At 33.7% G+C, this 14,635-nt stretch carries 14 protein-coding genes; 10 read left to right on the forward strand and 4 right to left on the reverse strand.

Annotated elements, in window-relative coordinates; all coding sequences use genetic code 11:
* Window positions 1-5 precede the first annotated feature (5 nt).
* The 7 genes from NZ853_03400 to NZ853_03430 are packed head-to-tail and all read left to right on the forward strand — an operon-like array spanning window position 6 to window position 6,257.
* Entirely contained in the window at window positions 6-374 is a 369-nt protein-coding gene (locus NZ853_03400; GenBank protein MCS7204719.1) for a response regulator, read from the forward strand.
* A 1-nt stretch (window position 375) separates the two neighbouring features.
* Window positions 376-852: a chemotaxis protein CheW gene (locus tag NZ853_03405; GenBank protein ID MCS7204720.1), complete on the forward strand. Its 477-nt coding sequence runs from the start codon at window positions 376-378 to the stop codon at window positions 850-852.
* A 3-nt stretch (window positions 853-855) separates the two neighbouring features.
* Window positions 856-2,493 carry a methyl-accepting chemotaxis protein gene (locus tag NZ853_03410; protein ID MCS7204721.1) on the forward strand — a complete coding sequence of 546 codons (1,638 nt, stop codon included), beginning with the start codon at window positions 856-858 and terminating at the stop codon, window positions 2,491-2,493.
* Window positions 2,494-3,957, forward strand: a complete 1,464-nt coding sequence (locus NZ853_03415; protein ID MCS7204722.1) for a methyl-accepting chemotaxis protein — start codon at window positions 2,494-2,496, stop codon at window positions 3,955-3,957.
* Window positions 3,957-4,769 carry a protein-glutamate O-methyltransferase CheR gene (locus NZ853_03420; GenBank protein ID MCS7204723.1) on the forward strand — a complete coding sequence of 271 codons (813 nt, stop codon included), beginning with the start codon at window positions 3,957-3,959 and terminating at the stop codon, window positions 4,767-4,769. Before NZ853_03415 ends, NZ853_03420 begins: the two co-directional genes overlap by 1 nt.
* Window positions 4,769-5,527 (forward strand): DUF268 domain-containing protein, encoded by a 759-nt coding sequence (locus NZ853_03425; protein MCS7204724.1) that lies wholly within the window; start codon window positions 4,769-4,771, stop codon window positions 5,525-5,527. The genes NZ853_03420 and NZ853_03425 overlap by 1 nt, the downstream gene beginning before the upstream one ends.
* Window positions 5,528-5,567: 40 nt before the next feature.
* A complete protein-coding gene (locus NZ853_03430) occupies window positions 5,568-6,257 on the forward strand; it encodes a hypothetical protein (GenBank protein ID MCS7204725.1) in 690 nt (229 codons plus the stop codon).
* On the opposite strand, the gene NZ853_03435 is transcribed toward NZ853_03430, so the two are convergent.
* Both NZ853_03435 and NZ853_03440 read right to left on the reverse strand, forming a co-directional pair.
* Window positions 6,250-7,398 (reverse strand): S1 RNA-binding domain-containing protein, encoded by a 1,149-nt coding sequence (locus NZ853_03435; protein ID MCS7204726.1) that lies wholly within the window; start codon window positions 7,396-7,398, stop codon window positions 6,250-6,252. The two genes, NZ853_03430 and NZ853_03435, sit on opposite strands and share 8 nt — an antisense overlap.
* An 11-nt stretch (window positions 7,399-7,409) precedes the next feature.
* On the reverse strand, window positions 7,410-9,839 hold the full coding sequence (locus NZ853_03440; protein ID MCS7204727.1) for a transglycosylase domain-containing protein: 2,430 nt from the start codon (window positions 9,837-9,839) through the stop codon (window positions 7,410-7,412).
* A 19-nt stretch (window positions 9,840-9,858) separates the two neighbouring features.
* On the opposite strand from NZ853_03440, the gene NZ853_03445 reads away from it, so the two are divergent.
* Window positions 9,859-10,737, forward strand: a complete 879-nt coding sequence (locus tag NZ853_03445; GenBank protein MCS7204728.1) for a rhomboid family intramembrane serine protease — start codon at window positions 9,859-9,861, stop codon at window positions 10,735-10,737.
* On the opposite strand, the gene mtnP is transcribed toward NZ853_03445, so the two are convergent.
* Complete coding sequence (gene mtnP / locus NZ853_03450) at window positions 10,732-11,589, reverse strand: S-methyl-5'-thioadenosine phosphorylase (GenBank protein MCS7204729.1); 858 nt, start codon at window positions 11,587-11,589, stop codon at window positions 10,732-10,734. The genes NZ853_03445 and mtnP overlap by 6 nt on opposite strands.
* Before the next feature lie 121 nt (window positions 11,590-11,710).
* Here mtnP and NZ853_03455 point away from each other — a divergent pair, with 121 nt between their 5' ends.
* The gene (locus NZ853_03455) at window positions 11,711-12,373 is read left to right on the forward strand and encodes a TetR/AcrR family transcriptional regulator (GenBank protein MCS7204730.1); all 663 of its coding nucleotides are present in this window, start codon (window positions 11,711-11,713) and stop codon (window positions 12,371-12,373) included.
* 1 nt (window position 12,374) lies between these two features.
* On the opposite strand, the gene lysA is transcribed toward NZ853_03455, so the two are convergent.
* Window positions 12,375-13,706: a diaminopimelate decarboxylase gene (lysA, locus tag NZ853_03460; protein ID MCS7204731.1), complete on the reverse strand. Its 1,332-nt coding sequence runs from the start codon at window positions 13,704-13,706 to the stop codon at window positions 12,375-12,377.
* A 63-nt stretch (window positions 13,707-13,769) separates the two neighbouring features.
* Between lysA and NZ853_03465 the strand changes: the two genes are divergently transcribed.
* Complete coding sequence (locus NZ853_03465; protein MCS7204732.1) at window positions 13,770-14,585, forward strand: hypothetical protein; 816 nt, start codon at window positions 13,770-13,772, stop codon at window positions 14,583-14,585.
* Window positions 14,586-14,635: the final 50 nt, after the last annotated feature.

A 14,635-nucleotide genomic window follows, 5' to 3' on the forward strand; every position in this document is an offset into this window, starting at 1 on the left:
TTCTTATGAAGCATATCCTTTTGGCGGATGATTCAGAGATCATTTTGGATATTGTGAAAAAAACTTTGACTATGTATTTTAAAGATTATAGCATATTAGAAGCTAAAGACGGAAAAGATGCATTAGAAAAAGCAAAAACATACAAAGATGATATACGTTTGTATGTCTTGGATGTAAATATGCCTCATATTGATGGTATTAGTTTAATCAAGCACATTAGAAGTTTTGATAAGGAAACACCGATACTTATGTTAACGACAGAAGTGGAAAAAGCGAAAATTGAGAAAGCAAAAGAATATGGAGCAACAGGTTGGATTGTTAAACCTTTTGAAGGAGAAAAATTCATTCAAATCGTAAAGATGTTGTTAGAATGATATGAACGAAATTAAAAACAAATACTTGGTTTTTACAATTGAAAAAGAACAATTTGCAATCTCTTTACCTCTTGTTCAAGAAGTCATAAGTTATCAGCCCATTTATCCTCTGTATGATGTTTCTTCTTATTTAAAGGGTGTGATCAATCTTAGAGGGAAAATCATTCCTGTTTTGGATCTACGTTTGAAGTTTGGACTGCCAGAAGTTGCTTATACTGAGAGAACGATTTTTATTATTATTAACTTGGAAAGCGAGAATCAGAGTTCTTTATTAGGATTAGTAGTTGATAGTGTTAAAGACGTGATCACTCTTGATGAAAGTGAAATCCAACAACCCCATGAAATTGGCTTTAAATTCAAAAGCAAATACATTCATGGTATAGCCCAATACCATGATGATGTAGTAATCATATTAGATATTCAGAAAATCCTTACCACGGAGGAAATCATCGAACTTCATGAACAAATAAAGGAGTAGTTTATGTTTAAAAACAAAACAGTTCAAACACAATTGATCATGGCTTTTGGTCTGGTTTTTTTAGGATTTGTTGTTGTTTTAGGTTTGTCTGGATTTACTGTATTTAAACTCTACAACTCTATAAAAGAATTATCAGATGTAAGTATTCCTTCTATTCATAGTATTTTTGATGTTGAAATTGCTGTAGTGAATCAACGTCGTAGTATTTTGGCATTTTATGCTGAATACAAAACGGGTGGCATGGATCTAAAACGAAGATTGGATAATCTGAAAGAAGCTATAGACTTTGAGGATAAATCATATAAGATTTACGATCCTATTGTGAGAACTGAAGAAGAAGATCAGATTTATCAAAAAGTATTAAAAGTGAAAGAGGAATATCACAATGAGTTAAACAAAATATATAATAAGATGGAAGAAGCTATTCGAACAAATGATGAAGAACAGAGAGAAAAAATCATCGAGCAAATTGGCAGCTATGCAATGAGAGGAAAGTATTTTGAAATATCTGTACAATATATTGATCTTGTTGATGAATTAGTTGACTATGTAGTGAAATACTATGGTCAAGATCAGCCTAGGGAAATATTAAAGCAAAGTAATTTTTTAATGATATTATTGTTGGTGTTAACAATTGTTATTTTTGTATTTATTATTTTGGTTTCTATTATGATGGGAAGAAATTTAACGAATATTTTATCTAAAATAATCCATAGTTTAGTTGATTCATCGGATTATGTTCAAAAGGCAACAGATCAAGTGAGTAGATCCTCGCAAGTTTTGTCGTCCCAATCAAGTCAATTAGCAAGCTTGGTAGAGGAAATCACAGCAAGTATAGAAGAACTTCAATCCATCATCGATTCCAACAGTAAAAGCGTTAATGAAGGAAAAACTCTTATGGAAGATACCGTGCAAAACACAGAAACTACCAAGAAAAATTCTCAAGATTTATTACAAGCGATGAATCAAATTATAGAAAATGCAAAAAAAATCAACAAAATCAACAAAGCCATTGAGGACATAGCTTTTCAAACAAATATATTGGCACTTAATGCCGCAGTAGAAGCTGCAAGAGCAGGAGATGCAGGAAGAGGATTCGCCGTTGTTGCAGATCAAGTAAAATCCTTAGCTCAAAAAAGTGCGGAATCTTCTAAAGAAACTATGGATTTGATTTTATCAATCCAAGAAAGTATAGAAAAAGGTCAAGATAAATTGCAGCAAACAATGGAAGCATTACATAAAACGAGTGAAAGTATTAATAAACTTTTAGTTCTTTTGAATGAAGTTGTTGTGGCTTTCAAAGAACAAGCAAAAGGAGCTCAGCAAATTACGTCTTCAATTTCTCAAATCAATCAATCCACTCAATTTATTGCATCGAGTTCAGAAGAAAACGCTTCTTTAGCCGAAGAATTACAATCTCAAATCATGCAGATAAATGGCACTATCAATGAATTAAACAGATTAATAAAAAAACCAAACGAACAGGAACTAAAAACAACCAACCAGAAACTTCCCGAAACAGAAAAACGAATAGTGAAGAAACAAGAACCAGTTCAAGCAAAATTAAAAACCATACATATAAAACCCGAAGATAAAATTCCTTTAGAAGATTTAGAATTCAAGGATTTTAAGGATTTTTAGATGAAGTTTCGAACTATGCGGAGAAGTTTATTAATCGCTACAATCATAGTTTTATTAGAAGTGATAATGGTTTTTATTCTTTTTTTTGTTCCAGATAGAGTTCAGTATTCATTGGTCTTATTTAAATTTCTCATCACAATAGGGCTTTTTTTGTATTTGATGTTTAATTATAGTAAAATATGCAGAACTCAGTTTGATATACAGAGATTATTATTGTCTAAAATTAAAGAGCCTCAACTAACTAATAAAAATATTTTGTTGAAATTAGAGTCGAGCCTACATCAGCTAAAAGACTCAGATGTGGCTCAAGATTTTTTTAAGAACTTCAAGGAAGAATTTGAAAGTCTAAAGCAATTAGAAAAAGATATAGAACATGAAGATGTATATGAAAGTTTAAGGAGCCATTTAGAACATGAAGAAAAAATACAAAAAATCTATGAAGGATATTTAAATCTCACTATTAGAATAATCGAAAAATTGACAAATAGAGAGTTATACCTAATTTTCATAGCAATTGAGATTATTATTGATTTTTTTAATGAATATGTTCGTTCTTTTTTTGCAGATATAAATACTCTATACCTTGATGTTCATAATTTATCAAGTGATTTTAATTTTCGTCATGAAGAGTTAAATCAAGAACTCCAAAAAATGCAAGAAACCTCAAAAATCACAAGTGATTTGCTATTAGAACAAAACCAAAAAATGCTGAATTTCTTTGAGTTTATAAAAAACTTCCAACAAAAAAACATAACTTTTACAGAGTCAATTTCAAAAGATTATGAAAAGAATTTAGAATTAGTAAAAAACATTCAAGATATAGCTGAGCGGATGAAGATGCTTTCTTTGAATCTTTCCATTGAAGCAAATCGAGGAGGATCCAACAAAGTGTTTGATGTTTTGGCACAGGAACTACAAAATTTCACGGAGAAAATACAAACATTCTCTCAAAAAATTCGAGAAGAAATCAATAACAACAATAATAAAATAAAACAAGAAGTTCAATATCACTTGGAAGAAATTCAGAAAGAAAATAGTATTATTAACGATATAGAAAATGTCTATTCAAAAATCCAAAAGGAATTTTCGGATTTCCATCAATTAAATGAATCCACCATTATAAAAACAAGAGAAGCTCTAAATGAAAGCAAAAATATGTTAATTGAAATTTTTAATCACTATCAATCTATCATAGTTGAAAAGGGAGCTGTAAATAATTTCAGTGAGTATTTAAAAGAAGTTCACAAAGAATACGAAATAAACTTAAAACAAATGCAAGAAATTATCTTTCGCGAAGAAGATTATCAAATCTTAGTCCGAAAAATAATAGAAAACTATAGCAAACGAATCAATACAGAAAAAGAATTAAAAATCTTACTCAATCTTTGTGATAAATATCAAGTTCCTGAATTAAAACAAGAAATTCAATCCCGATTTACCACAAAAGATGTTATTATTTTTTAATGGAAGTCAAGCTCAAAGACTCTACTTTTCGTAAATTGAAAAAGGTTTTCTATGAGCTTACTGGGATTGAATTGAAAGAAAAAAAATATTTGGTAGAAAATCGATTGGCAAAATATATCGGAGAGGATCGTGCCTACAAAACATATGAAGAATTTTATGAAGCAGTTCTAAAAGACAAAACGGGGGAAGTAAAGAATTTACTTGTTCAATCATTAGTTACGAATTATACGTTTTTTTTTCGTGATCCGATACATTTTGCTTTTGTGCGTTGGTATATCCGAAATTTTTACAACCAGCAAGAATACTTACACATTTGGTCGAATGGATGTTCCACAGGAGAAGAAGCCTATAGCATCGTAATTTCTGCTTTGTTAGAAAAACCTGATTTATCAAACGAAAAGTTCAAAGTTTTAGCAACCGATGTTTCCAAAGAAAACATACAAAAAGCCATCAAGGGAACCTATGAGAGCTGGAAGATGTCTTATGTGAAATCAAAAAAAAATATATTACATGGTTTTTTTCAGTATCATTCCTCAGAAGATTTTTATATCGTCAAACCACAAGTAAGAAGTTTTGTTTACTTTCGCATTTTGAATGTTTTATCACCTTATCCTTTCACAAAGGAATTTGATATTGTCTTTTTGCGAAATGTTTTGATTTATTTTGATCAATCCGAAAGAGAAGAGATCATAAATAAAATTTATCATTTTACGAAACGAAATGGATATCTTGTTCTGGGATTGTCAGAAAATTTGATTGGAATTACAAGTCCCTTTAAGCCTTTAAAGTATTCTATTTATAAAAAAACATAATGAATGTTTACAAAAACATTTCTTATAGAGAATCCCTTCGATTTTTGGGAAGAGGTATATATCGTTTTTTTCGTTTCCAGCCTTTTACGTTTTTGAAGAGAGTTAGGATTTATCTACAAGATTTACAGACATTTTTGAAACTTCATCCCTCAGAAGAAAAAATCATTTTGTATCCTGAACTTAATGAGAAGTTGGATTATACTCCTGTTGATCCTGTATTTTTTTACCAAGATACCTGGTTTGCTTATCATATTTTTCGAATCAAACCTTCTCATCATTATGATGTGGGAAGTTCCCTTATGACGATGGGGATTATCTCCCAAAATATTCCTGTGACTTTCATAGATATTCGACCTCCAAGGGGTGTGAGTCTTCCAAATTTTTATTTCTTGAAAGGTTCTATTGTGAATTTACCTTTTCCTGATGAATATGTAGAAACCATTTCTTCTTTGTGTGTGATTGAGCATGTAGGTTTGGGAAGATATGGTGATGATCTTGATCCTCAAGGAAGTGAAAAAGCAATTCAAGAACTCATACGTGTTATAAAGAAAAAAGGATACTTATTTTTGAGTACTTTAGTGGGAAGAGAAAATCGAATATATTTCAATGCTTTTCGAACATTTGCGAGAGCGTATTTATTAGAATTATTCCAAAATACAGAAATCATCGAAGAAAAATACATTTATGATTTCTATCTTTTGGATGAGTATGATCCTCAAAAAGAAGGAGTGGGTTTGTATCTATTGAGAAAAAAATAAACAATTGCTTTTTCTAAAGAAGAAAAAAAATTATTTAATCATGAAAACTAAAAAATCCACGTTGGCTTTTTTGGGATTTTCGTTTTTTGTATTGATATGGATTTTGTATTCCCAACCCTCACCCGAAGAAAAAATCAGCGAAGACAAAGAGGCACTGGCTTTGCTTTTTGGTGGATCTTCAAGGGAATCCAAAGGAACTTTTGAAAGAACAAAAAAACAGCAATCTCTTTACGATACAGAATTCTGGAAGGAAGGGGTAAAAGATCAAGCCGTTGGTGAAGAAACTCCATCGGACGAAGAAGAACCTGAAATCTTGGAAAAAGTAAGTGAAGGAAATCCCATTAATCCTCAAACAGGTCTTCCTTATACCGATGAGCAAATGGAAGCCTTCGATCGACTTCGTCAGAAGTTTCCCAATAACTCTTTAATCCCCAGACGCATGACTCCTGAAGAAAAAAAAGTAGAAGAAGATTATAAGCGCAGAATGCTGGAAATCCAATCTAAAGTTTCTATTCGTAGTGCTACAGCACAAGAAATCGAAGAATACTACCAATACCAAAAAAAGCCCATCGAGGATAGAATAGAATTGTTAAAATATGTTTTGCAAGAACTTCAAGATGAACTTACAGAAGAGATGATCAAACAATACCAAGAAGTGCTTCGAATGAACGAACAGCAGCTAAAAAACTTAGAAGAACAAAAGAAAATTCTTTTAAGAACTGCTATGTAGAATTTTTTTCAGAAAATAAAATGGAACCCAATGACACTTCTTCTTCTTTTGCGTTTTGCATGAATTTTTTGTATTCCAGATCTTCGTAGTAGGCATCCAATGCTTTTAAAGAAAGAGTAATTTTTTGGTTTTCTTTGTCTATCTTGGTAATCATAGCTTTGATGATTTGCTCTTTTTGGAAAACTTTAAAAATATCGTTTTGTTTTGTAATATTCAGCTCTTTTGTCGGGATGAAGCCAGAAAACTTCTCTGGAAGAAGAACCAGAATTCCTTGTTTTTTTACGTTCAGAATTTTTGCATCTACAATGTCTCCAACTTTGAAGGGAAGTTCGCCCAGCCATGGGTTTTTTTCGAGTTCTTTTGTGGAAAGTAAGATTTTGTCTTCCTTCCAGTCTATTTGGATTACTTTGGCGCGGATTTCTTCGCCCGTTTTGAATACTTCTGATGGGGTTTCGATTTTTTTGTAGGTGATTTCTTTTAGAGGCAAAAATGCCTCAAACCCAAAACCTAAATCTATTGTAGCTCCACTTTTTGTGATCTTTGTGATCTTTCCAAAAACCACCGAACCTAATTTTAGTTTTTCCATTAATTCTTTTTTGTATTGATCTTTTTGGATTTGTAAGTAATCAGAATGGGATACTACATAGTTTTCTTTTCCTTTCTCTAAAACAATAAAAAGAAATTGCATTCCTTTTGAGGCTTTCACAGGCATTTTGGATTTGGGACAAAAAGCGAGTTCATCTCCTATTCGGACGAAATAACCTTGTTCTAAAACTTCTTCGATGGTTCCTTTTAGGGGAATTTGGTTTGCCTTTGCTTTTTCAAAAATGATTTTTGAATAAGGAGCTACAGGAATGGTAGTAAAGTAATGCTCACCGCCTTTGTTTCCCATGTAGAATGCTAATAACGTTTCTTCTACATTGACTTGGATTTTTTGTTGGGAATCAACCAGTTGATTTCTGGGGATTACGCCTGAGCCAATTTCGGATTCTACAAAGACATATTCTGAGTCCTTTGTGTCTTTGACTATGATATAAGTTGGTTCACCTACATCGAGCTTTTTGGGTTTTTCTAAAGTCTCTAAGTAAATTTTTGCCATTTCTGTGTTTAATTTATCTTGACCTATTTGTTTACTTTTCATAAGTTCTCCTTTTAATCATTAAATCTCATTTTCTTTTTTTCTCCAATACCGAGTTCTTCGGGGGTGATTCCTAATTCTTCCATCAAGATTTCTCTTTGATCTTTGATTTTTCCTGACATGTAGCAAGAATAATCATTTGGTGCTGTAACAAGAAGATTGTCTTTTATTATTGGTTTCAATCGATAGCCGCACTCAAAAGTTTCTACTTCTTCGGGAATTTCTTTGGAAAATTCAGGGAGAGGTTTTTTTGTTTTTTCGTAATATCTACGCATGATACGTCCTAATGTGGGAGCTGCTACACTTCCACCAGCTTGACCATGTCCCAACGTGATAGTAGAACGATCAAAGCCAAACCAAAGGGTAAATACGAACTCAGGATTAAATGCCGTCACCCAAGCATCGGACCAGCTTGATGTGGTTCCCGTTTTTCCTGCAAAATCTCCTTTGAAGTTTTGACCACGTATGCCAGAAGTAAGGGTTCCTTTTTGGACGGCGGCTTCCATCATTTTTCTCATGATAAAAGCTGTTCCTTCGGAGATTACTTGGATTTCTCCTGTTCGAACTTTTTGTGCGATATTTTGTTTTACGAGCTCTTCTTGGCTATAGATGATTTGATTGTTTTCATCAACCACATATCGAATAGCGTAAGGAATCACATCTTTCCCTTCATTGGCGATGATTGCGGTTGCTACTGCCAATTCTTTTGGTGTAATTTCACTTGCTCCTAAAGAAAGTGATGGTTCAGCTTTTAGACGATAAGGGTTGGTAATCTTCATGAGTTTTTGAGCAAATTCAATGATGGGTTTCGGACCAGTTTTATTGTAAAGATCCACCGCACATGTATTCAGTGAATAAGCAAATGCAAAGGTAGCAGGAACTAATCCATAATAACTTCCTTCGTAATTTGTTGGGGTCCATACCGTTCCATCATCGAAAATAATTTGCATAGGTGTATCACTCAATACAGACATGGAATTGATCATTCGATTCTCAATAGCAGAACCATAGACAAAGATTTTAAAAGCGCTTCCAGGTTGTCTTAAGGCGAAAAGTGCACGATTAAACTGATTTGTTGGAGAAAATTCTCTTCCACCAATCATTGCTCGGATTCCACCAGTGGAAGGATCAATGCTTATAAGGGCACCTTCTACTTGTAAATTGTGTGAAAATCCTAAGGTTCTTTTTCGGATTTCCGTGAAGGCAGAGTTTTCATTTTGTAAGGGTAAAAATAAAGTCAGACCTTCTAAACTATCTAGTAAGTTTTCTTCGATATAGGATTCTAAAATTTGCTTATTGGTTGGTTCACTGATTTTGGGTTTTCCAATAGGAAGGATGTTTGATAAAATTTCATAAATGTCAAATAGTTCTAAATCCACTCCGCTTTTCCCATCCGCTAAAGCATGAGCTCTTCCAACCTCATCAGCACTCTTTAGGGTTTGTAGCATTTCTTCTTGGGATATTAATTGTAAGTCTAAGTCAAGAGTAGTATAGACTTTGAGTCCACCTCCGTAGAGTTTTTCATATCCTATACTTGGTTCGTTTTTCAAAATGGTTTCAACGTAATTTGTGAAGTAAGGAGCTAAATTGAGTCGATCTGCTCGTACATTTGTGGAAGGAGAATTCGTAATGAAGCTTCCCCAATACTTGTCCCAGAATTGATGAAAGATTTTTTGAGCTATTTCTTCTGAAATCATTCCCTCGTCGGCTAAACGATTTAATACAAACTGGTGTTGCTCTCTTGCATTTTCAGGAAATTTATACGGAGAAAATTCAATGGGTGATTTAGGGAGTCGTGATAAAAGAGCCGCTTCTCCTATGGTCAGATCTTCAACCCTTTTATTGAAATAAATTCTTGAGGCACAACTAAGTCCTTCACATCCATGACCGAAATACACTAAGTTGAGATATAGTTCTAAGATTTCATCTTTGGAAAGATTTTGTTCTAACTTTAGGGCTAAAATTAGTTCTTTGAATTTCTGGGTGTAAGTTCTTTTTCTTTCTTTATAGTAGTTCAAATAGAGGAGTTTTGCTACTTGTTGGGTGAGAGTAGAACCCCCTTGCACGATACGACCAGCCATCACGTTTTTGACAAATGCACGAAAAATTCCCGGAATATCAAAACCTATATGATGATAGAATTGATCATCTTCTACGATAAGAAAAGTCTTCAAGACTGTTGGTGGAACTCTTTCTAAAGGAGTGAGCTCAAACTTGTGGATGAATAGTTCAGCAAAAGGTTTTCCATAACGATCATAAAGTATAGTTGGCTTTGATGGTTGATATGCTTTGAGTAAAAACAAATCCCTATCATCAACCTCAGACAAGACCAATCCAAAAGAGATCCCTACGATGATGGTGATAAAAACCAAAAGTATTTTGTGAAATTTCAAAACTTTGCTTTTTGCAATTTCTTGATAATTATTAACTTGACTATTTTTCATCCTCGACCTTCTTTGAAGTATGCAAACATATCAATATGAGGTGCGATATCCAACACTTACTGATGGCATCTTTCGTTTATTGATTCTATTTTCCATTACCTTTATCTTACAAGTATTGGCAACCATTTTTTCTTTGCCATATTTTTATTCTTTAGTGGTTGTCGGGGGTGAGATTCACTGGATAGCGTTTTTTACTCATTTTTTCGTTTATCCCATAAGCATTGGGGGTTTTATCAGCTTTATTTTCGAAATGCTCCTTCTGTGGAGTTTTGGTTCTGAATTGGAATTACTTTGGGGGACTAAAAACTTTTATCGATACTTTTTTATTTCTATTTTTGGTGGGGCATTGATGATCTTTTTGGTGGGTTTTTTTCTTCCCGGAATGATTGCTTATTCTGCAACGGCGGGGATTTCCGCTCTCCTTTTGGCATATGCGATTTTGTTCCCTAATCGTCAGGTTTTGTTTTTCTTCGTGATTCCTTTGAAAATGAAATGGGTGGCTTTGATTCTCTTTATCTTTTTAGCTTTGGGTTCTACAAATCATTTTTTATTGAATATCGGTGGAGTGATTAGCGCTTCTTTGTATTTGCTTTACACGGTAAAAGCTGGCAGACTTCGACAAGAAAATCGCCATTACTCAACCAGAAGCAGCTCTCAGGTATCGAGGATTTTTTATGATGAATCCCATGAAAAAGAAAGTCCCTTACAAAGACTCAAAAACCGAATCGAAGAATTCAAGAAAAAACGAAGATTGGAGAAAAAACGTCAAGAGATCCTCCGACGCATTGAAATGAAAGAAGAGTTGGATCGCATTTTAGAGAAAATTTCAAAACAAGGAATGAATTCTTTGACGAGTGAAGAAAAAAAGTTCTTAGATAGGGCTTCCAAAGAATTATAAATCAGGAAAAAGAAATCTTAATTTTTGAAGTTGTTCTGGATTTCGTTTTTCCTTAGAAGTTATGATTGCCTTTTCCACGGTTCCCCTGTAGGGGTTAGGAAGTTTCACAACATCAGGGAGGATAGCTTTTAGAAGTTTTTTTGCGTTTTCTGTGTTTCGGTGGAGATTTTCTATCACCATCTCTACACTTACAGCTTCTTCATCTTCCTTCCAGCAATCGTAGTCCGTTGACATACAAACCATTTGGTATGAGATTTCTGCCTCTCTTGCCAATTTCGCTTCTGGTAGAACACTCATGTTGATGATATCAGCTCCCCAACTCCGATAAAGATGGGATTCAGCTCTTGTAGAAAAAGCAGGTCCTTCCATGCAAATTAGCGTTTTGTTAATGTGCATATTTACATCAAGAATATGTCTATAGGCATAAATCACTTCTGCCAATGAATGAGAAAAGGGATCAGCGAACATGATGTGTCCAACAACGCCATTTTCGAAAAAGGTGCTGGGACGTATTCCCTTAGTTCGATCGATAATTTGATGAGGAAGAACAAAATCCCTTGGCTTTATTTCTTCTCGAAGAGAACCCACAGCAGAAAAAGCAATGATATGCTCAACTCCTAAAGATTTCATAGCAGCAATATTGGCTCGATAAGGAACTTCTGTGGGATTGTAAACGTGACCTCGTCCATGTCGTGATAAAAACGCAATCAAAATATCTTGGTACTTTCCAATGAAGATAACATCCGAGGGTTTGCCCCATGGTGTATCGGGATAGTATTCTTTGATGATTTCAATCTCTTCTATTTGGTAGAAACCGGAACCACCAATCACACCCACAACAACAGAATCCATAGGTTCAAAGAAGAAATGGCATTGTTTTTGTCATTTCGAATTTTATTTGCAAAGCAAGGATTCTTTTTTGATTTTAGTTGACATTAAAATCAATTTTGAGTTAAATCAAATATAATAAATTATGAGTAATATCCAAATAAAAGAAAGAACAACAAAAAACAAACGAGAAAGGAGTGAAAGAAAGATATTCCAAGCAGCCATCAAGGTCATTGCTGAACAAGGCTATCATAACACTCGGATTTCTGATATTGCCAAAGAAGCTGGAGTTGCCTACGGATTAGTTTATCACTATTTCGGTTCAAAAGAAAATATCATGCAAAAGATTGTGGATGAGGTCACAAAAAAGTTTTCTGAAAAAATAGAAAGAATAAACACCGAAGGTATTCATACATTAGAAAAGTTAGCAAAGATTAGCGATTATATCTTTGATACTTATTTAGCAAGCAAAGAAATCATTCAACTTCTTATCAATGAAGTCATAAAAGAACCTCGCATAAACAAAGAAAAATTGATCGGAGAACGAATTATCAACAAGATCTCTGCAATCATAGAGGAGGGAAAACAAAAAAAAGAAATTTATTCATTCATTGAACCAAAAATATTTACGTTAGTATTTTTTGGTTCTATCCAAATGCTTCTTTCAGCCTTGGTGAACAAGTTTTATGAAATTGATGATTCTAATAAAGTACAAGTAATCAAAAAATTCAAAAAGCAAATTCGCTCTATGTTATTAAATGATTTAGAAAAATCCAACAAAACTTTTCTTTCGAACAATGAGTTATAAATCACATCAAGTGGATTTCTTTTGCGATTAGGTCCTCATAAGTTTCTTTTTCTCTGATGAGCTTGATGGTTCCGTCCTTACGTATAAGGACCTCTGCTGGTCGTGGTCGGCTATTATATTGGGATGCCATTGAGAAACCATAAGCACCCGTTGTGAGGATGGCTAAATACTCACCTTCTTTTAGTTGAGGTAGGATCCGATCCCGTGCAAAAAAATCCCCAGTTTCGCATATCGGACCTACGACATCAACATTCATCAAAGAAGTTTTGTTTTGCCGAACGGGAAGAATAGTATGGTAAGCAGAATACAATGTTGGACGTATGAGATCATTCATAGCTCCATCTACTATGTAGAATATCTTGTCGTAGTTTTTTTTGATGTATTGAATTTTGGTTAAAAACATGCCAGCTGGTCCCACAATACTTCTTCCTGGTTCTACTAAAATTGTGGCATGAGGGATTTCTTTCCAAGGAAGTTGAGTAAGTAAAGTTTCTAAATATTCTTTTGGGGTTGGAGGATTTTCGTCTTTGTAGCGGATTCCTAAACCACCTCCTATGTCAAAATACATGAGTTTTTTGTATTTGTTGAAGATTTTTATTAATTCTTTTGAACGTTGTAGAGCTTCGATTTTGGCGTTGAGATTTACTATCTGTGAGCCTATGTGGTATCCTAATCCCATGACTTCGATGTGCTTTAACGCTAATGCTTGTTTTAGAACATGTTCGAATTCTACATGAGAAATCCCAAACTTGTTTTCTTTTAATCCTGTTGATATGTAGGGGTGAGTTTGCGGATCGATGTCAGGATTGACTCGAATATTTATAGGTGCCGTGGTTTGTAGCTCTTTTGCGATTTCGTTAATCACAATAAGTTCGCTCGGTGATTCTACACTGAAAAGTAAAATGTTTTCTTTGAGGGCAAAAGAAATTTCTTCTTTACTTTTGCCAACTCCCGAAAACACAATTTTATTCGATGGAACATTGGCGATTTTACATTTATAGAGCTCCCCACCACTTACGATGTCAGCTCCCAATCCATAATCTTTGATGATCTTCAAGAGACTCAAATTCGAATTGGCTTTTACAGAGTAGCACAAAATGACCGGGTGATTCCGAGCACCATCAAGGTAGGATTGGATCCTTGATGCTAAAACCCCTTCAGAATAAACGTAAAGGGGGGTAGAAAATTCTTCTATGACTTTTAGAAGAGAAGTATTGGAAAAATGCAAGATAGTATCTTGATACTCTACACCTTCGAATTCCATAGGTTCGTTTTTTTTCAAAAGTTTCTCAAGAGTAGAGAATTTTGATAACACAAAAGTTTGATTTTTCATAACTTTTGTCGAAAAGACTAAAAAAAATTTACAAAAAGAAGCATTTTTTTAGATGGAATCAAAATGATAAGAATCATTGGTTTAATTTTTTTACTGTTTGTTTCTGTAATACAAGCTCAGAGTTTAGAAAAAAAACCCGACACAGAGGTGCATATCCCAGATACAGAAGTTCGAGAAGAAACAGAAATCCAATGGCGAGATTACGAAATCCCGAGTCAATTCCCCGAACTCCAAATTTTGGATCGAATGGATGCGAAAAAGAACGAACAAAATCTAAAAAAAGCCAAAGAATATTTTGATCTTTCAATCAAAATCATAAAAACGGCAAGACAAGAAAAAGAATTAGTGCCAAAACAATTCCAGCATTACCCCGAACAATATCCATGGCAGATTCACGAAAAAGAAGAAAAAATCAGAAAAAAGCAAAATGAAATCATGGCTCAAGCTTACCAAAAATCCAAAATCTATATCATCAAAGGATTGGAAGAATTAGAAAAGATCCAATCCCCAAAGGTAATCAAAACAGATTACTATATCCACCTAAAAAGTAACCTCATTCGGCATTTTGTGTTGACTCAACTTTCTTTGAACGACATTTCGGGAGTAATACCTCTGATTGAAGAGTATTTTCAACTGAAAGAATCCCACAAAGAAGAACCACCACCCTACAAAATATTAGCTTATTGTTATCAAAGATTAGAACAAGCATCTATAAAATCAAATACCTCAGAAGAAGTCATTTTGGAATACCGAAGAAACAAATATAAAAATTTGCTACAATACGTGAAGCTAAAGTACGGAAGTCAATCCCCTCAGTATGAATACATAAAAAAACAAATGGATCGAAACCTCATTCAAAACCTTATGTTTTTGTTTTGAGAAAATTTTGATTTGAAAGAAAATAGGCTTGGGTTTTATCGAAACCTAAA

The organism is Leptospiraceae bacterium (assembly GCA_025059995.1).
Lineage (GTDB): Bacteria > Spirochaetota > Leptospiria > Leptospirales > Leptonemataceae > SKYB61.